A 17,196-nucleotide genomic window follows, 5' to 3' on the forward strand; every position below is an offset into this window, starting at 1 on the left:
GCGACCAGGTGTGCAGAAACGGGTTCAGATCCGCATCCGGATTGAAGTAATCGATCTGCCCCATCAGGAAATTGTTCGACCATCCGAACAGCGCCTTCAGGGCCGCGTTGAAGTAGGGCCCGCTCTCGAAGGGCGGGATCAACGCCGCCACAGCCAGGCTCGTCACAGCCAGGCACGCCAGCAGGTTCGGCAGCAGCCGCCGCAGCCGCCGCAGGTAGAACGTCCCCAACCGCGGCCAGAACGGCTTGCTGGCCTGGCCCAGCAACGAGCCCATCACCACGTAGCCCGAAATCACGAAGAAGATGTCCACGCCCGTGAACCCACCAGGCAGCCAACCCTTGTTCAGGTGGAACACCAGCACCGCCAGCATCGCCGCACCACGCAGCGCATCGATATCCGGCCGGTAGGCAAAGCCGCCCACCTTGCCACCAACCCCGGCCGCCTTGCCGCTCGCCGCCAGGGCGGCTCCGGTGCTCGTGACGGCGGCGACCAATCCTGCCCCCCTGTGTGGAGGGAAATGTACAGACCAGCCGCCGCCGCCGGGTTCAGCTGGCGGTCAGCGCGGCAACCGGGCTTTCCACCAGACCCGCCAGCCACTCCAGCAGGGCCCTGTTCACCTGGTCGGGCACCTCGTCGTGGGGGCAGTGGCCGGCCTCGAGCACCACTTCGGTCGTGCGGGCCGGCGCGTGCCGCTGGAAGCTGGCCCGGCGGCCGGCCGCGTTGATCCAGGGGTCGCGGATGCCCCAGAGGAGCAGCAACGGCGCCGTCAGTCCGGCGAAGAGTTCGTCGAGGGGCTGGCCGCGAGGGATGTCGAAGACGGTGCGGAACACGCCGAAGGCCCCCGGATCCCGCGAAGGCCGCAGGATCGCCTCCACCAGCTCGTCATCGACATTGGTGCGGTCGAGATAGACCTGATTCAGGGTGCGGCGCACCGTGGCGGGGCGGCGCATGTTCTCGAACAGGAGGCGCTGCAGCACAGGGCTGCGCAGCAGGGCCGACCCGATCGTCTGGCGGGCGATGGCCCCCCACCCCTGGGGTGGCTGCTGCTCGTCGCTGAAGGGGCCGGCGGCGTTCAGCAGCGCCACGCCCGCGGCCCGCTCGCCCAGGGCGGCGCCGGCAGCCAGGGCGGCAAAGCCGCCGAGGGAGTTCCCCACCAGCACCGTGGGCCGGCCGATCCGCTCCTCCACATAGGCGCAGAGCTGGTCGCGCCAGAGGGCGCCGCCGTAGGTGAGGCCAGCGGGTTTGGCGCTGCGGCCGAAGCCCAGCAGATCGATGGCATGGACCTCATGGGTGAGGGCCAGTACGGGGATATTGAAGCGCCAGTGATCGGTGGAGGCGCCGAAGCCGTGCACTAAGAGGACGGCCGGCCCGGTGGGCTGCTGCGGAGCCGCGCGCACGGCGTGCACCCGATGGCCCAGGAACTGCCAGGGGGTTTCGGGTGACGAAGCCATGGACGCAGGGGCGTAGCGGTGAAGGACGATGCTAGGAAGCCCGGCCAGCGTGCGGCCCCGCCCCCTGCGCCTGCCGAGATGTCCGACGCCTTCACCTTCGCCGACCTGAGCCCGTTGCTGCCGGGGGTGGCCCTGTGGGCCCTGGCCCTTTACCTGCCCCTGAGCGTGCCGCTGGGCCGGCTGGAGCAGGCCCTGGCTGAGGGTTCCCTGGAGGAAGGGCTGCAGCAACTGGTGCTGGTGGGCAGCAGCCTGCTGCTGGCCCTGGCGGTGGGACTGGTGGCGGAGCTGGTGCTGAGCTGGGCCCTCGGCCCCGGCTGGGCCGGAAGCCTGGGCCTGATCGCCGTGCTGGGGGGCCTCTCGCTCAGCCTGGCCGCCGGCAGGGACGACCGGCAGCGCTGAAGCCGGTCGTCCCTGCCGGCGGCCAGGGGATCAGGCGGCCTGTTCGGTGGAGCCCTCGGCGGGGACCTCGACGCCGCTGAGCGCCAGGCGCAGCAACAACGGCGCCAGGAAGGTGGTGCCGATCACCATCAGCAGGATGGCCGCCTCCAGGGGCGCCGAGAGGATGCCAGCCTGGCTGCCCAGACCCAGGAAGATCAGACCGACCTCGCCGCGGGGCATCATCCCCAGGCCCACCACCAGCCGGTTGGTCTTCTCCTTGCTGAGGTAGCTCCAACCGGCGGCCACCTTGCCGGCGATGGCGACGGCCAGCAGGAACAGGGCCACCACCAGCCCTTCGCGGTTGGCAGGGTTGAGGGGATTCATCACCGACAGGTCGAGGGCGCTGCCGATCAACACGAAGAACACCGTGGCGAACAGGGCCACCAGGGGCTTCACCGACTGCTGGATCGCCTTGGTGTGCTTGGAGGCACTGAGGATCAGGCCGGCGGCAAAGGCCCCCAGGGCCGCCTCGAGGCCGATGGCCTCGGCGACGAAGCAGCACAGGCCCAGCACCACGAAACCGGCCACCACCACTTCCCCCGGCGCCTTGAGGCGATCGAGGACCCAGTCGAAGACCGGCGCACCGGTGCGGCTCAGGAACAGGGCCACGGCCACGAACACCGCCGCCGCCAGCACCAGCTGCAGGATCGGACCGGCGGCGATCACCCCGTCACCGGCCAGGGCCACCACCACCGCCAGGATCACGATGCCGAAGATGTCGTCGAGCACGGCGGCGCCGATCACGGTCTGGCCTTCCCGGGTCTTGAGGAACTTCAGTTCGCCGAAGACGCTGGCGGTGATGCCGATGCTGGTGGCGGTCATCGAGGCGCCGGCGAACACCGCCGGGAACAGCGGCACATGGAAGAGGAGGACCAGACCGGCCGTGCCCAGGGCGAAGGGCAGCACCACGCCGGTGAGGGCCACGGTGGTGGCCTGCTGGCCCACGGCCATCAGCTCGTCGAGTTCGCTTTCCAGGCCCGTGAGAAACAGCAGGGCATAGAGGCCGAGCTTGGAGGTGGCCTCCAGGGAGGGGAAGCTCTCGGTGTAGATCTCAGCCACCGTCTCGGGGCTGACGCCGGCGCAGGAGCCGACAAGATCGAGCATGACCTGGTTGATCTCGGCGTGAACGGCCGGCGGCAGGATCAGGTGCAGACCGGTGACGCCGATCACCACACCCGCCACCAGTTCCCCGAGGATCGTGGGCAGCTTGAGGCGCACCATCAGCTCGGCCAGGGCCCTGGCCGTCAGGAAGATCACCAGGTAGAGCCCCACCTGCAGCAGGGTTTCCACCGTCTCGATCTGGGTGCTGCCGACCTCGAGCAGCAGGCTGGGCGCGACCATGAACGAAATCAGTGGCGAAAAGACGCTAAGGGCGTCAGCGTCGGTCACGTGTTCCGTTGCTGATCTCCCAACAGGCCGGGCGGGAGGAATGGCAACCACCGCTACGGTCTGGAAACGCACGGCAAGACCTGTGCCTGAGGGACCACCGCGCGCCGACCGCCATGACCGACCTACAACCCCGCAACCTGAGCCTGCCCACACCCGGGTGCTTCGCGGACCCCGATCGCAGCGGCCTGACGGCGACGGATGTGTTCGACGGCATGACCGAACACCTCTTCTACACACTCGGCAAGCTCGCCCCCAGCGCCAGCCGCCACGACCTCTACATGGCGCTCAGTTACGCCGTGCGTGACCGGCTGATGACCCGCTACCTGGCGGGCATCGAAGCGATCTCCGCCAATCCCAAGCGGATCGTGGCCTACCTCTCGGCCGAATTTCTGATCGGCCCCCAGCTCGGCAACAACCTGCTGATGCTCGGCATCCAGGAGGAAGCCGCCGAAGCCCTCAAGCAGTTCGGCATCAACGACATCGAGGAGATCCTCGACGTGGAGGAGGAGCCGGGCCTGGGCAATGGCGGACTGGGCCGCCTGGCCGCCTGCTTCCTCGAATCCCTTGCCTCCCTCGAGATCCCCGCCACCGGCTACGGCATCCGCTACGAATTCGGCATCTTCGACCAGCTCATCCGCGACGGCTGGCAGGTGGAGATCACCGACAAGTGGCTCAAGGCCGGCTGGCCCTGGGAAATCCCCCACCCCGACCAGGCCTGTTTCGTGGGCTTCGGCGGCCACACGGAGAGCTACCGCGACCAGAACGGCGCCTACCGGGTGCGCTGGATTCCCGCCGAGCACGCCATCGGCGTCCCCCACGACGTGCCGGTGCTGGGCTACCGGGTCAACACCTGCGACCGGCTGCGCCTCTGGCGGGCCGATGCCACCGAGTCCTTCGACTTCTATGCCTTCAACAGCGGCGACTACTACGGCGCCGTGGAGGAGAAGGTGGGCTCAGAGACCCTCTGCAAGGTGTTGTATCCCAACGACGGCACCGCCAAGGGCCGCCAGCTGCGCCTCAAGCAGCAGCACTTCTTCGTCAGCTGCTCGCTGCAGGACATGATCCGCAGCCTCGATGCCCGCGGCATTCCCATCCAGGACTTCCCCCAGCACTGGGCCGTCCAGCTCAACGACACCCACCCCTCGATCGCCGTCGCCGAGCTGATGCGGCTGCTGCTCGACGACAAGCACCTGGAGTGGGACGCCGCCTGGGCCATCACCACCGCCTGCCTCTCCTACACCAACCACACCCTGCTGCCCGAGGCCCTCGAGAAGTGGGGCCTCGATCTGTTCGGCTCCCTGTTGCCCCGCCACCTGGAGCTGATCTTCGAGATCAACCGCCGCTTCCTCCAGCAAGTGCGACTCAGGTACCCCGGCAACGACGCCGTGCTGCGCCGCCTGTCGATCATCGATGAAGCCGGAGACAAGGCCGTGCGCATGGCCCACCTCGCCACCGTCGGCTCCCACCACGTCAACGGCGTCGCCGCCCTGCACAGCGCCCTGGTCAAGCAGGACCTGTTCCCCGAGTTCGCCGCCCTCTGGCCCGAGAAGTTCACGAACGTCACCAATGGCGTGACACCACGCCGCTGGGTGGCCCTGGCCAACCCCCAGCTTTCGGCCCTGCTCGATGCCTCGATCGGCAACGGCTGGGTGCGCAACCTCGATGAGCTGCGCCAGCTGGAGCGCTACGCCGACGACAGCGGCTTCCTCGAGAACTGGGGGGCCACCAAGCTGTCGGTGAAGCGCCACCTCACCAACTACATCCATCGCCACACGGGCGTGCTGGTGGATCCGGCCTCGATGTTCGACGTGCAGGTGAAGCGCATCCACGAGTACAAGCGCCAGCACCTCAACGCCCTCCAGGTGATCGCCCAGTACCTGCGCATCAAGAACGGACGCGCCGATGGCCTCGCCCCCCGCACCGTGATCTTCGGCGGCAAGGCCGCCCCGGGCTATGCCATGGCCAAGCTGATCATCCGCTTCATCAACGGCATCGCCGATGTGGTGAACGCCGACCCCGACATGGACGGACGCCTGCGCGTCATCTTCCTGGCCGATTACAACGTCAAGCTCGGTGAGCGCGTCTACCCCGCCGCCGACCTCTCCGAGCAGATCTCCACTGCCGGCCTGGAAGCCTCCGGCACCGGCAACATGAAATTCATGATGAACGGAGCCCTCACCATCGGCACCCTCGATGGGGCGAACGTGGAAATCCGCGAGCAGGTGGGGGCCGACAACTTCTTCCTCTTCGGCCGCACCACCGAAGGCATCGCCGCCCTCAGACACGAGGGCTACCGGCCCTGGGAGTTGATCGCCTCCACCCCGGAGCTGCCGGAGGTGCTGCACCTGATCGAAAGCGGCCACTTCAGCAATGGCGACAAAGAGCTGTTCCGGCCGCTGTTGGACAATCTCACGGGGCATGACCCGTTCTTCGTGCTGGCCGACTTCGAGGCCTACCTGCAGGCCCAGCAGGCCGTCAGCGACGCCTGGAGCGACCGACCGCGCTGGAACCGGATGTCCCTGCTGAACACCGCCCGCAGTGGCCTGTTCTCCTCGGATCGCTCAATCCGGGAGTACAGCGAACGGATCTGGCAGACGGAGGAATTTCCCGTGACCATCACCTGCGAGATCGACGAGTTTCCGGCCAAGGGGCGCAAGCTGCCGGCGGCCCAGTGAGGGTGGCCTGAAACAGGAGGGGGGGCGGCTCAAGCGCCCCGGTGATCGGGCAGGTCAGGGGTCTGGTGCAGCAGGCGGTTGAGACGCAGGCGGTCGGCGTTGAGGGGGTCGGGCGCCAGTTCACCGGCCACCTCCCGGAAGGTCTGCTCCACGGGCTCGGGCACCCTCACATCGAAGATGCGCTCCATCAGGGCCTCGATCGAGAACAGGTGGGCGTTGATGTTCTCCAGATCGGCCATGGCCTGCTGGATGGCGTCGCTTTCGGGCGGGGCCTCGCCACTGGCCTCCTGGAGTCCGGGTTCGGGGGCCACAGGGTTGGGGGGGGCGTCGCCGTCGCCGTGCTGCTTCTGGAGCTCCTCCAGCACACGGCCGGCCAGGGTTCGGAACGACTGCAGGGCGGCCCAGTTGAGCTCCTGCTGCTGACGGAGACTGGGGTTTTCGCGGATCAGCCGGTCGTGTTCCCGATAGAACCGCTGGCAATCAGGACATTGGCAGGGCTCTTCTGGCACCGCGTCCCTTCTTTCATTCAACGACCATCATGGCACCGTCAGGCCGCCAGGGGGTCCTGATCGGGCCGATCGCCCGCCTCACTGAGCAGCGGCAGGGGAATTTCAATCGAGCTGACCACCTGAATCACATCGCGCAGGCGCATGGAATCGGCAAACCAGCCCATGGCCTGTTCGACGTCGCAGCGGCGTTCGGCATCGCTGGCCTGCTCCTCATGGGCGTCGGCCAGCAGGGCCAGCCAGCAAAGGCAGCGGGCCTGCACCACCGAGAGATCCAGTTCATCGGGATGGGCATGGGCGATGGCCTCGCTCTCCTGTTGCACCAGCAGGCGCAGGCGCAGGTCGTGAAGCTGGGTCATCCACTGCTGACGACTGGGGCCACGCTAGCGGGAGCGTCCGCTTTGGGAAGCCCACCAGTGGTAGCGCTCGTTACGGCCAGGCCAGGGTTCAGTTGCCGGCGTAGGCGATGCCGGCCTCCACCTCTGCGATCGCCTGATTCACCAGGGTGATCGCCCGGTCACGGTGGCCACCTTTATTGGGGCGGCCATCTGCAGGGACGACCGGGCGCTGAACAGCGCATTCAGGGCGTTCTGCATGTTGGGCTGCTGGGCGACGGCGACACCCGAGGCGACGACCGCACCGGCGAGGAAGGCGGCAGGGACGGCCCGCCAGGGGGAAGGCAGGGGACGGGGAGCCATGGCCTTAAGAAATTCTCAAGAAAAATCTAGGCTGGCCCTGGCCCGCCGCAAGCCGTCCCTGCCGGGGCTGCGGGGCTGGCGGGAGGTCTACCCACGGGCTCCGGCCCAGGAAATCGTCGCCCTGACCGGCTGAGATCCAGCCCCCCCTTGCCCTCCTGGCCCGGCAGGGCGCACGCTGCCAGCCCAGGAGACTCCAGTGGGAGCCTGGAGTCCCTGGCCGGATCAGGCCCGCAGACGCTCACCTGGCCGGGGCCGCGGCAGATCAAAGTGAAGGCTCGATGACAGGCCGCTGAAAGAAGGCTCATTCTTGTGGCATGGTGAAAGCCTTGGCCAAGTTCGCCTCACCGAGGCTTGGGCCAACTTTCCCCCAAGCCTCTCCGTACCACCCACCACAAACCATGTTCCCGACCCATCCCCGTTTCAGACCCTGGATGGCGGCCAAGGCCGGCCTCTTGGCGGTGACGGCTGCTCTGGCCATCCAATCCGGTGAGTCGACGGCTGCCGAGCCGGCTCCCGGCGACTTCATCGACTGCGCTGTCAGCGAGATCATCGCCGGCACCTGCTACGGCGGCGACATCACCGTCGGCGACAAGACCCTCACCAACTTCGACTTCAGTGGGATGGTCGTTGATGCGTCCGATCGGATGCTCTTCACCCAAGTCACTGATTTCGAATATTAGTTCCAGTACAACTTCTTGCCCGTCCAACGCACCAACTCGTCCGGCTTCTTCAGCTACACGGTGAGTGTCAACCCCATCGGCCTTGCCCAAGGGAATGAGTTCTGGAAGGCCCAGTCCAACATCACGGGCAGCACCTTCACCAACGGCTCCATCTCCACCACGGTGACCTCCAACCCTGCCATCGCCCCGGCGACTTACGGCAGCCCCCCCTGAGCAACCCGAGCCTGGAAAGCTTCTTCGGCCCTGGCATCACCTCCGCGGTCTTCACACAGTCCTTCGACGTGGCTGGTGGCCCGAACGCCGCCCTGGTCAACTCGGTTGGCCTCTCGCTGACCCAGCGGCGCTCCGGCAACGAAGTCCCCGGCCCTCTGCCCATCCTGGGTGCCGGTGTGGCCTTCGGCCTCTCCCGCAAGCTCCGCCAGCGCGTCCGCCAGGCCGCCTGATTCTCACCAGGAGTTCTCCCGCAAGGGAAAACCCTCGTTCCATTCGCCTCTCCCTTCCGGGAGAGGCTTTTTTTGCCCATTCACAGCGGCCAGCGCCGCAGGCGAGACAGCAAGCTTGGCAAGGGGTAAGGTTGTGGGGCCGTCCTGGATGATCAGCACTACGAGCCAGATGGCCCGTCGTCTGCAGAAACAGTGACAAAGACGGAATCTGCCAGCATCAGAGGCCAGACCTCCCCCAAGCCAGCCATCACAGCCTCCCGCTGGTTTGCACTCATCGGCTGGATCCTCATCGGTACGACCCTGAGCGGTGTGGTGTTCACCTCCCTGCCCGTCAGGCTGATCTGGCCGGAATGGCAGTTGCAGGTGATCAGCGCCATCCTCGCCGGAACGACCTCCCTGCTGCTTGGCAGCCTGCTCGTCTGCGGGGCGCTCCTGCTGAATCCCCGCAATGCAAAACTTCAACAGCGATCGGACTTTCTGAAGCGGGTATCCGGCTGATTTGCGGTTCTGCTGCTCCTGATCATTCCCTTTCAGTTTATGCCGGACACCGTGCCATTGGTGCTGTTCAGGCCACGGAAAAAGAGAGCATCCAGTTGGTCAACAGGATCATCTTGGGTGTCACGGCCGCCAATGACGAAGCCGAACTTCGCAGTTTCCTCGCCAGCCTGCCATCACCACCCCGGGTGCCGGCCCGCTTTGACTCTCCTTTCTCCGGGATCAAGCAGCGGCTGCTCACCAACTTCAACAGTCGCCTGAACGCCGCCAACTACCAGGCAGGCGTGCTGCGTACCCAACGACTGGAGAAGTTCATCGCCAAAGCCTCCAGGAATTCCGTTCAGGCCTTGCTGATGGCCATCGCTTTCACGGGTATCGCAGAGCAGTTCGGCCCTTTCTTCGGATTCTTCCGGCGCCTCGGCATGTTTCGCTACAGGGATTAGCCGTTCCGAGCCGATGCTGCGGAGCACGGGGCTGGCGGGACTCGAACCCACGACCTACGGTTTAGGAAACCGTCGCTCTATCCGGCTGAGCTACAGCCCCCCGTGGAGATCGGCCGCGGAACCTCTCTCCCAGTGCGATGGATCATAGGCCTGCGGGCTGGGTCACTGACCGTTCGGCTGACGTCCCCCGGGCCGGTAATCTGAATGACAGAAAGCAGGCGAGGTGATCGCAATCGGTGTGGTGCGGCCTTCGGGTCTCCGCCGCGGCCGGTTGAGGAAAGTCCGGGCTCCCCAATGGCCAGGCCTGCTGGGTAACGCCCAGTGCGGGTGACCGTGAGGACAGTGCCACAGAAACACACCGCCGATGGCCCCGTGGGAGGTTCGCCTCGCCGGGTGCACAGGCAAGGGTGCAAAGGTGCGGTAAGAGCGCACCAGCGGCATCGAGAGGTGCCGGCTTGGTAAACCCCGGCTGGGAGCAAGGCCCAGGGACAGCGGTTGGCCATCTTCCCCGTCCCGATTCCCATGCGCCGCTCGAGGCCGCCGGTGACGGCGGTCCCAGACAGATGATCACCCCCCCTGGCGTCTCTGGCGCCAGGGGAGAACAGAACCCGGCTTACGTCCTGCTTTCCCCCCTTGCCCCGCGATGACGCCCCAGCGCCGCCAGCAGCTCCTGGCCTTTCTGGTGAGTCTCGGCTTCAGCAGCGGCAACGGCCTGCTGCCCCTGGATGCCGCCGCCGCCGACGCCGCCCTGGCCAGCATCGATGAGGCCCTCACCCACAGCTCCACGGGGCTGCCCCGCCATCACGACCGCCTGGAGTTCCTCGGCGATGCGGTGCTGCGCCTGGCGGCCGCCGAGTTCCTGCGCTCGGCCCACCCGTCCCTGAGCGTGGGCGACAGCTCAGCCCTGCGGGCCCAGCTGGTGTCCGACCGCTGGCTGAGCGATCTGGCCCGCGCCATCGCCCTCGAGCCAGTGCTGCTGCTGGGGGCGATGGCCACCGGCGATCGGGCCGGCCGCGCCACCGTGCTGGCCGAATGCTGTGAAGCGTTGGTGGGCGCCATTTACAGCGTGGGCGGCGGGCCCCAGGGCGGGCTGGTGGCTGTGCAGCACTGGCTGGCCCCCCACTGGCAGGCCAGCGCCGCCGAGCTGCTGGCCGATCCTTTGCGCCACAACTGGAAGTCGGCGCTGCAGGAATGGAGCCAGGGCCAGGGGCAGGGCCTGCCCTCCTACCACTGCCAGGAGCGCAGCCGGGTGCACGGCGATCCTGAGCGCTTCGAATGCCGCGTGGAGGTGGCTGGCCTCAGCGGCGAGGGCCGGGGCGGATCGCGCCGGGAGGCGGAGCAGCAGGCCGCCAGGGCAGCCCTGGAGACCTTCGACCTCAGGCCGACTCCAGGGTGCTGAGGGGCACGGTCACCAGCTTGTCCCAGTTACCGCCTTCGAACAGCACCGCCGCCATCGCCCCGCTGATGCGCTGCACGAAGCCCTGGTAGCCGTTGTAAATGGAGCGGGGATCGCGCACCACCACGGTGGAACCGGGCAGGATCGGGCTGCTGGCCATGGCGGAGGCCCCGGGAGGAGCATCAAGTGGGGCCATTATCGGTGCCGGGAGGCCCTGTTGCGGTGGCGGCGGGCACCGCGAAGGCCCATGACGCGATGATGCGCCGCGAAGCAAGCGCTCTGGCCGTGGCCGACACCAGCAACGAGGCGCCCGGGGCCGATCCGGGGGAGCTGATGGCCGTGGGCCGGTTCGTGGCGGCCCAGGGCATGGGCGGTGAGGCGCGCCTGCTGCCCCTCAGCGACTTCCCCGAACGTTTCACCAGGCCAGGCTTGCGCTGGCTGCAGGCCCCCAAGGGCGCACCGCGGCCGGTGCGGCTGCTGGCCGGCCGGCCCCTGCCGGGCAAGAACCTGTTCGTGCTGCGCCTGGAAGGCGTCAGCGACCGCACCGCCGCCGAAGCCCTGGTGGACCAGCACCTGCTGGTGCCCGCCAACGACCGTCCCAGCCTGGAGCCGGGGGAATTCCACCTGCTCGATCTGGTGGGGCTCCAGGTGCGGCTGCTGGAGGAGCCGCAGGCGTCCCTCGGCACCGTGACCGACCTGATCCATGCCGGCAACGATCTGCTGGAGGTGGAGCTCGCGGCGGGGGGCCGGCGGTTGCTGATTCCCTTCGTGGAGGCGATCGTGCCGGAGGTGAACCTGGCGGAGGGCTGGATCGGCCTCACGCCGCCCCCCGGCCTGCTCGACCTCTGAATCGGCCGCGGCTGCACAGGAACGCTGACGGCCGGGACCACCTCAGGTTGAATGGGCCCGATCGATGGTCCTGCGGGACAACGCGGCATCCATGGCCTCCCCCTCCCTGGTTCCGGTGATCCTCTGCGGCGGCACCGGCACCCGCCTCTGGCCCCTGTCCCGGGCCAGCTACCCCAAGCAGTACTGGCCCCTGGCCGGCACCACGGAGGAAACCCTCCTGCAGCAGACCCACCAGCGGCTGCAGGGCCTGCCCGACCTGGCACCGCCGTTGCTGATCTGCAACGAGGACCATCGCTTCATCGTGGCCGAACAGATGCGCCAGATCGGCGTGGAGCCGGCGGCGATCCTGCTGGAGCCGGTGGGGCGCAACACCGCCCCGGCGGTGGCGGTGGCGGCCCTGCAGGCCACGGCCCGCGGTGACGACCCGCTGCTGTTGATCCTGGCCGCCGATCACGTGATCCGCCGCGCCGACGACTTCCGCGCCACCGTGGCCGCCGGCATGGCGGCAGCGGCCGACGGCCGGCTGGTCAGCTTCGGCATCGTGCCCACCAGCGCCGAAACGGGCTACGGCTACATCGAAGCCGCCGGACCCATGGCCGCCGCCACGCCCGTGCCGATCGCCCGCTTCGTGGAGAAGCCGGACAAAGCCACCGCCGAGGCCTTCCTCGCCACCGGCCGCTTCACCTGGAACAGCGGCATGTTCCTGTTCCGGGCCAGCACGATCCTGGCGGAGCTGGAGCGCTTCGCCCCCGAGGTGGTGAGCGCCTGCCGCATCGCCCTGGAGCAGGACAGCGCCGACCTGGAGTTCCTGCGGCTGGAGCGGGAGGCCTTCGCCAACGGCCCCAGCATCGCCATCGACGTGGCGGTGATGGAGAAGACCGAGCGGGGCGTGGTGCTGCCGCTTGATGCCGACTGGAGCGACGTGGGCAGCTGGGCGGCCCTCTGGGAAACCTCCCAGCAGGACCATGAGGGCAACGTGCTGCGGGGCCGGGTGATCAGCGAGGGCAGCCACAACTGCTATCTGCGCAGCGAACACCGCCTGGTGGTGGGGCTGGGCTTGGAGGATCTGGTGGTGGTCGAAACCGACGACGTGGTGCTCGTCGCCCACCGCGACCGGGCCCAGGAGGTGAAGGGCATCGTCGGCCGGCTGGAGCGGGATGGCGCCCCCGAGAGCCGCGCCCACCGACGCATCTACCGCCCCTGGGGCCACTACGACGGCGTGGTGGAAGGGGAGCGCTGGCAGGTCAAGAAGATCTCGGTGAAACCCGGCGCCAGCCTCTCCCTGCAGATGCACCACCACCGGGCCGAGCACTGGGTGGTGGTGCGGGGCACGGCCGTGGTGGAGAAGGACGGCGTCGAGGAGCTGGTGGGCGAGAACCAAAGCACCTACATCCCCCTCGGCGCCCGCCACCGCCTCACCAACCCCGGCAAGATCCCCATGGAGCTGATCGAGGTGCAGAGCGGCCCCTACCTGGGCGAGGACGACATCGTCCGCTTCGACGACCGTTACGGCCGCAGCGACGCCCCAGCCCCTGTCCCGGGCTGAGGGCGTCGCTGCGGCGGCGAGCCCGCTCCGCGGGCAACGCCGCCTACGGCCGACGCCCTCAGCCCGGCAGGAGCTGGGCGAAGCAGGGCAAAGGGAGTAGAGGCCACCGCCGGCTCTCGGAGCCACTCCCCCACGGTGAGGGTGTCGGGCCTGTGACCCCCGAAGGTGGGCGTTGCCCGCGTCAGCGGGCGCGGCCACCGCAGGGCGTCACAGGCCCGACACCCTCACTCGACGGTGACGCTCTTGGCCAGGTTCCGCGGCTGATCGACATCCAGGCCCCGGTGGGCGGCGATGTGATAGCTGAGCAGCTGCATCGGGATCACCGTGAGCAGGGGGCTGAGCAGCTCGTCCACCTCCGGCAGGGGCAGCAGCACGTCGAACAGTTCGGTGTCCGGGCAGGCGGGCGCCACGCCGATCAGCTGGGCATCGCGGGCCTTGGCCTCCTGGGCATTGGAGAGCACCTTCTCGAACACGGTTCCCGGCACGGCGATCGACACCACCGGCACCCGGGCATCCAGCAAAGCGATCGGGCCGTGCTTCATCTCCCCGGCCGGGTAGCCCTCGGCGTGGATGTAGCTGATCTCCTTGAGCTTGAGGGCCCCCTCCATGGCGATCGGGTAGTTGATGCCCCGCCCCAGGAAGATGACGTCCTGGGTGTCGGCGAACAGATGGGCTAGCTCGGCGCAGCAGCGGTCATGGTCGTCGACCAGCCGCTGCAGCACCGCCGGCAGCGCCCGCAGCTGCTCCACCAGCTCCCGCAGCTCGACGGGGGTGCGGCCGCCGCCACCGAGGGGGTGGGCCGTGCCGCCCCGACGCTCGGCGAAGGCCAGGGCCAGGCCGTAGAAGGCCAGCAGCTGGCCGAGAAAGGTCTTGGTGGCGGCCACCCCCACTTCGATGCCGGCGCCGATGTCGAGCAGGTGGGGCACCAGGCGGCCGAGGGAACTCTCGGGGCGGTTGGTGATGCCCAGCAGCCTGGGGGCGTAGGCCGGATCGGCCACCAGGAAGCGCCGGTCCTGCTCCATCGCCAGGGCGGCGAGGGTGTCGGCCGTCTCGCCTGACTGGGTGACGCCGATGGTGAGCGTGTGGGGCTCCAGCGGCGGCGGGGCATAGCGGAACTCACTGGCATAGAACACCGACGTGGGCAGCCCTGCCAGCTGCTCCAGCAGATGGGCCCCCACCTGGGCCGCATGGCGGCTGGTGCCGCAGGCGAGGATCTGGATCCGCTCCACCCCCGCGTAGACGGACTCGTCGAGGGGGAGCGCCACCAGGGCCCCCTCCGGCAGGTGGCGGGCCACCCACAGGGCCATCGTTTCGGGTTGCTCGTGAATCTCCTTGTGCATGAAGTGGCGGAAGCTGCGCTTGTCCGCCACGTGCTCGGTGCCGACCAGCAGGGTGGGGGTGCGCTGCACCCGCGACCCGGCAGCGTCGTAGAGCTCGATGCCCAGGGGTGTCAGCAGGGCCACCTCCCCGTCCTCCAGGGGCAGGATCGTGCGGGTGAAGCCCGCCAGGGCCGGGGTGTCGCTGGCGCAGAGGAATTCCCCCTCCCCCAGGCCGATCAGCAGGGGCGCCTGCCGCCGGGCCACCACCACCGCTCCAGGCACCGCCGCCCACACCACCGCCAAGGCGTAGGCCCCGTGCAGGAGGGGCAGCACCTGCTGCAGCGCCTCCAGCAGCAGCGCCGGTGAGGCACTGGCCCCCTCGGCCTGCCGCTGCCGCAGCTGGCGGGACAGCAGATGGGGGATCACCTCCGTATCGGTGTCCGAGCGGAACTCCACCCCTTCCGCCTGCAGCTGCTCCCGGAGGCTGCGGTGGTTCTCGATGATGCCGTTCTGCACCACGGCCAGCTGGCCGCTGCCATCGAGATGCGGGTGAGCGTTGCGCTCCTCCGGCTTGCCGTGGGTGGCCCAGCGGGTGTGGCCGATACCGCACTGGCCCGGGGCCCCCCGCTCCTCGTAGCGGGCCGTCAGGTTGACCAGCTTGCCCTCGGCCTTGAGGCAGTGCAAACCTGCCCCATCAACGGTGGCGATGCCGGCCGAGTCGTAGCCGCGGTACTCCAGCTGGCGCAGACCCTCCAGCAGCTGGGGGGCCGCCTCCCGCGAGCCGATCAGGGCAACGATGCCGCACATAGAAGAAGTAATCCGGCGGGAAACGGGGGACGGGGACCAGGGACCGGGGGCCAGGGCCACGGGCCGAGACCAAAAAAAAGCCCGGCGCTGGCGCCGGGCAAGAGCTTATGGGAGGGCAGCGGAACGGCCGGGGTCAGTAGGCCAGGCCCATGGAGCGGCTGGTCTCGTCGCCGAGGTAGACGCGGATGCTCAGGAAGTCGGTGGGGCAGGCGGTTTCGCAGCGCTTGCAGCCGACGCAGTCTTCGGTGCGGGGCGAGGAAGCGATCTGGGCGGCCTTGCAGCCATCCCAGGGCACCATCTCGAGAACGTCGAGGGGGCAGGCACGGACGCACTGGGTGCAGCCGATGCAGGTGTCGTAGATCTTGACGGCGTGGGACATGCCAGGGCCGGGAACGAACGGCGAGGTGCCCAAAGTACCCACACCGTTCCGGCGCAGGGCGACACCCGGGGCTGGCCGTCACCCTTGTTCATACGGCGAAAGGCCCCGACCGGGGCGACACGTAGGATGCTGCCTCCCTCACAGCAGCCATGTCCCAGGAAGCGATCTTCGAGAAAGTCCGGTCGATCGTTGCCGAACAGCTCAGCGTGGAGGCTGACGAGGTCAAGCCGGAATCCAACTTCCAGAACGACCTGGGTGCTGATTCCCTCGACACCGTTGAGCTGGTGATGGCCCTGGAGGAAGCCTTCGACATCGAGATCCCCGACGAGTCGGCCGAAGGGATCACCACGGTGGGCGACGCCGTCAAATACATCCAAGAAAAGCAGGCCTGAGGCGTCCATGGTGGATGGTCTCCGCCGCGTCGTCGTCACCGGCCTGGGCGCGGTCACACCGATCGGCAACAACGTCGCGGATTACTGGGAGGGGCTGATCAGCGGCCGAAATGGGGTGGCACCGATCACCCTCTTCGATGCCTCCCGTCATGCCTGCCGCTTCGCCGCCGAAGTCAAGGACTTCGACACAGCGGGCTGGCTGGAGCCAAAGGAAGCGAAGCGCTGGGATCGCTTCTGCCAGTTCGGCGTGGTCGCGGCCAAGCAGGCGGTGGCCGATGCCGGCCTCAGCATCGACGACAGCAATGCCCCGCGAGTCGGCGTGGCGATCGGCTCCGGCGTGGGCGGGCTGCTGATGATGGAAACCCAGGCCCACGTGCTGGCCGACCGGGGTCCCGACCGGGTCAGCCCGTTCTGCGTGCCGATGATGATTCCCAACATGGCCACCGGGCTGGCGGCCATCGCCATCGGTGCCAGGGGGCCCAGCAGCGCCGTGGCCACCGCCTGCGCCGCCGGCTCCAACGCCATCGGCGACGCCTTCCGGCTGATCCAGATGGGCCTGGCGGACGCCATGGTCTGCGGCGGGGCCGAATCCGCGATCACCCCCCTGGGGGTGGCCGGCTTCGCCAGTGCCCGGGCCCTCTCCTTCCGCAACGATGACCCCGCCACGGCCAGCCGACCCTTCGACGCCGAGCGCAACGGCTTCGTGATCGGCGAGGGGGCAGGGGTGCTGGTGCTAGAGAGCCTCGAGCACGCCACGGCCAGGGGCGCGCGGGTGCTGGGCGAGATCGTCGGCTACGGCATGACCTGCGACGCCTACCACTACACGCTTCCCTCCCCCGGAGGGGTAGGGGCGGCGGAGGCCATCCGGCTGGCCCTGGCCGATGCCCGACTGGAGCCGGAGGCGGTGGATTATGTCAACGCCCACGGCACCAGCACCCAGGCCAACGACAGCAACGAGACCGCCGCCATCAAGTCGGCCCTCGGGGCCCACGCCATGACCATCCCGGTCAGTTCCACCAAGTCGATGACCGGCCACCTGCTGGGCGGCAGCGGCGGCATCGAGGCGATCGCCTCGGTGCTGGCGGTGGCCCACAACCTGGTACCGCCTACGATCAACTACAGCACGCCCGATCCTGCCTGCGATCTGGATGTGGTGCCCAACCAGGCCCGGGAACACAACGTCAACGTTGTGCTCTCCAACTCCTTCGGATTCGGCGGCCACAACGTCTGCCTCGCCTTCCGCCGGATGCCCTGATCACCCGACGCGCCAGCGCATCGGGCCTCCCATCC

The 17,196-nt window shown here is 68.4% G+C and carries 20 protein-coding genes, 1 tRNA gene and 1 other RNA gene; 12 read left to right on the plus strand and 10 right to left on the minus strand.

Features of this window, described 5'->3' with window-relative positions; all coding sequences use genetic code 11:
- Together KBZ12_RS11735 and KBZ12_RS11740 are read right to left on the minus strand one after the other, a co-directional pair.
- On the minus strand, positions 1-493 hold a 493-nt coding region (locus KBZ12_RS11735), incomplete at its 3' end, for an acyltransferase (protein WP_254958157.1).
- A 52-nt stretch (positions 494-545) separates the two neighbouring features.
- Positions 546-1,451, minus strand: coding sequence for an alpha/beta fold hydrolase (locus KBZ12_RS11740; protein ID WP_254958158.1), 906 nt, complete (start codon positions 1,449-1,451; stop codon positions 546-548).
- 78 nt (positions 1,452-1,529) lie between these two features.
- Between KBZ12_RS11740 and KBZ12_RS11745 the strand changes: the two genes are divergently transcribed.
- The gene (locus tag KBZ12_RS11745) at positions 1,530-1,850 is read left to right on the plus strand and encodes a hypothetical protein (RefSeq protein ID WP_254958159.1); all 321 of its coding nucleotides are present in this window, start codon (positions 1,530-1,532) and stop codon (positions 1,848-1,850) included.
- Between the two features lie 30 nt (positions 1,851-1,880).
- Here KBZ12_RS11745 and KBZ12_RS11750 read toward each other — a convergent pair whose 3' ends face one another.
- Positions 1,881-3,230, minus strand: a complete 1,350-nt coding sequence (locus tag KBZ12_RS11750; RefSeq protein ID WP_254958160.1) for a cation:proton antiporter — start codon at positions 3,228-3,230, stop codon at positions 1,881-1,883.
- Between the two features lie 161 nt (positions 3,231-3,391).
- On the opposite strand from KBZ12_RS11750, the gene KBZ12_RS11755 reads away from it, so the two are divergent.
- Positions 3,392-5,953, plus strand: a complete 2,562-nt coding sequence (locus KBZ12_RS11755) for a glycogen/starch/alpha-glucan phosphorylase (RefSeq protein ID WP_254958161.1) — start codon at positions 3,392-3,394, stop codon at positions 5,951-5,953.
- 29 nt (positions 5,954-5,982) lie between these two features.
- Here the strand turns inward: KBZ12_RS11755 and KBZ12_RS11760 are convergent, their stop codons facing one another.
- The 3 genes from KBZ12_RS11760 to KBZ12_RS11770 all read right to left on the minus strand — a co-directional run bounded on the left by KBZ12_RS11760 (position 5,983) and on the right by KBZ12_RS11770 (position 7,157).
- The gene (locus KBZ12_RS11760; protein WP_254958162.1) at positions 5,983-6,462 is read right to left on the minus strand and encodes a hypothetical protein; all 480 of its coding nucleotides are present in this window, start codon (positions 6,460-6,462) and stop codon (positions 5,983-5,985) included.
- 38 nt (positions 6,463-6,500) lie between these two features.
- Positions 6,501-6,818: a hypothetical protein gene (locus KBZ12_RS11765; protein WP_254958163.1), complete on the minus strand. Its 318-nt coding sequence runs from the start codon at positions 6,816-6,818 to the stop codon at positions 6,501-6,503.
- Between the two features lie 138 nt (positions 6,819-6,956).
- Positions 6,957-7,157 carry a hypothetical protein gene (locus KBZ12_RS11770; protein ID WP_254958164.1) on the minus strand — a complete coding sequence of 67 codons (201 nt, stop codon included), beginning with the start codon at positions 7,155-7,157 and terminating at the stop codon, positions 6,957-6,959.
- Between the two features lie 431 nt (positions 7,158-7,588).
- Here KBZ12_RS11770 and KBZ12_RS11775 point away from each other — a divergent pair, with 431 nt between their 5' ends.
- The 4 genes from KBZ12_RS11775 (at position 7,589) to KBZ12_RS11790 (ending at position 9,218) form a co-directional block, all read left to right on the plus strand.
- Positions 7,589-7,837, plus strand: a complete 249-nt coding sequence (locus KBZ12_RS11775) for a hypothetical protein (protein WP_254958165.1) — start codon at positions 7,589-7,591, stop codon at positions 7,835-7,837.
- Positions 7,838-7,852: 15 nt separating this feature from the next.
- On the plus strand, positions 7,853-8,050 hold the full coding sequence (locus KBZ12_RS11780; protein ID WP_254958166.1) for a hypothetical protein: 198 nt from the start codon (positions 7,853-7,855) through the stop codon (positions 8,048-8,050).
- Between the two features lie 68 nt (positions 8,051-8,118).
- Entirely contained in the window at positions 8,119-8,280 is a 162-nt protein-coding gene (locus tag KBZ12_RS11785; RefSeq protein ID WP_254958167.1) for a hypothetical protein, read from the plus strand.
- Positions 8,281-8,630: 350 nt separating this feature from the next.
- Positions 8,631-9,218: a hypothetical protein gene (locus KBZ12_RS11790; protein ID WP_254958168.1), complete on the plus strand. Its 588-nt coding sequence runs from the start codon at positions 8,631-8,633 to the stop codon at positions 9,216-9,218.
- 26 nt (positions 9,219-9,244) lie between these two features.
- On the opposite strand, the gene KBZ12_RS11795 is transcribed toward KBZ12_RS11790, so the two are convergent.
- Positions 9,245-9,318, minus strand: a tRNA-Arg gene (locus KBZ12_RS11795).
- Between the two features lie 110 nt (positions 9,319-9,428).
- Here KBZ12_RS11795 and rnpB point away from each other — a divergent pair.
- An RNA gene (gene rnpB, locus KBZ12_RS11800) (RNase P RNA component class A) lies at positions 9,429-9,850 on the plus strand.
- 11 nt (positions 9,851-9,861) lie between these two features.
- Positions 9,862-10,617 (plus strand): ribonuclease III, encoded by a 756-nt coding sequence (rnc, locus tag KBZ12_RS11805; protein ID WP_254958169.1) that lies wholly within the window; start codon positions 9,862-9,864, stop codon positions 10,615-10,617.
- Here the strand turns inward: rnc and KBZ12_RS11810 are convergent.
- The gene (locus tag KBZ12_RS11810; protein WP_254958170.1) at positions 10,595-10,774 is read right to left on the minus strand and encodes an NAD(P)H dehydrogenase subunit NdhS; all 180 of its coding nucleotides are present in this window, start codon (positions 10,772-10,774) and stop codon (positions 10,595-10,597) included. The two genes, rnc and KBZ12_RS11810, sit on opposite strands and share 23 nt — an antisense overlap.
- A gap of 173 nt (positions 10,775-10,947) precedes the next feature.
- On the opposite strand from KBZ12_RS11810, the gene rimM reads away from it, so the two are divergent.
- Both rimM and KBZ12_RS11820 read left to right on the plus strand, forming a co-directional pair.
- Positions 10,948-11,463, plus strand: a complete 516-nt coding sequence (gene rimM / locus KBZ12_RS11815; RefSeq protein ID WP_254958245.1) for a ribosome maturation factor RimM — start codon at positions 10,948-10,950, stop codon at positions 11,461-11,463.
- A 91-nt stretch (positions 11,464-11,554) separates the two neighbouring features.
- Positions 11,555-13,009 carry a mannose-1-phosphate guanylyltransferase/mannose-6-phosphate isomerase gene (locus KBZ12_RS11820; RefSeq protein WP_254958171.1) on the plus strand — a complete coding sequence of 485 codons (1,455 nt, stop codon included), beginning with the start codon at positions 11,555-11,557 and terminating at the stop codon, positions 13,007-13,009.
- 224 nt (positions 13,010-13,233) lie between these two features.
- On the opposite strand, the gene glmS is transcribed toward KBZ12_RS11820, so the two are convergent.
- Entirely contained in the window at positions 13,234-15,135 is a 1,902-nt protein-coding gene (gene glmS, locus KBZ12_RS11825; protein WP_254958172.1) for a glutamine--fructose-6-phosphate transaminase (isomerizing), read from the minus strand.
- Between the two features lie 133 nt (positions 15,136-15,268).
- Positions 15,269-15,514: a photosystem I iron-sulfur center protein PsaC gene (gene psaC, locus KBZ12_RS11830; RefSeq protein WP_011377242.1), complete on the minus strand. Its 246-nt coding sequence runs from the start codon at positions 15,512-15,514 to the stop codon at positions 15,269-15,271.
- A gap of 149 nt (positions 15,515-15,663) precedes the next feature.
- Between psaC and acpP the strand changes: the two genes are divergently transcribed.
- Together acpP and fabF are read left to right on the plus strand one after the other, a co-directional pair.
- Entirely contained in the window at positions 15,664-15,906 is a 243-nt protein-coding gene (gene acpP / locus KBZ12_RS11835) for an acyl carrier protein (RefSeq protein ID WP_035833476.1), read from the plus strand.
- Positions 15,907-15,913: 7 nt separating this feature from the next.
- Entirely contained in the window at positions 15,914-17,161 is a 1,248-nt protein-coding gene (gene fabF / locus KBZ12_RS11840; RefSeq protein ID WP_254958173.1) for a beta-ketoacyl-ACP synthase II, read from the plus strand.
- The last annotated feature ends 35 nt before the right edge of the window (positions 17,162-17,196 follow it).

The sequence above is a fragment of the Cyanobium sp. Cruz CV13-4-11 genome (assembly GCF_024346055.1).
Lineage (GTDB): Bacteria > Cyanobacteriota > Cyanobacteriia > PCC-6307 > Cyanobiaceae > Cyanobium.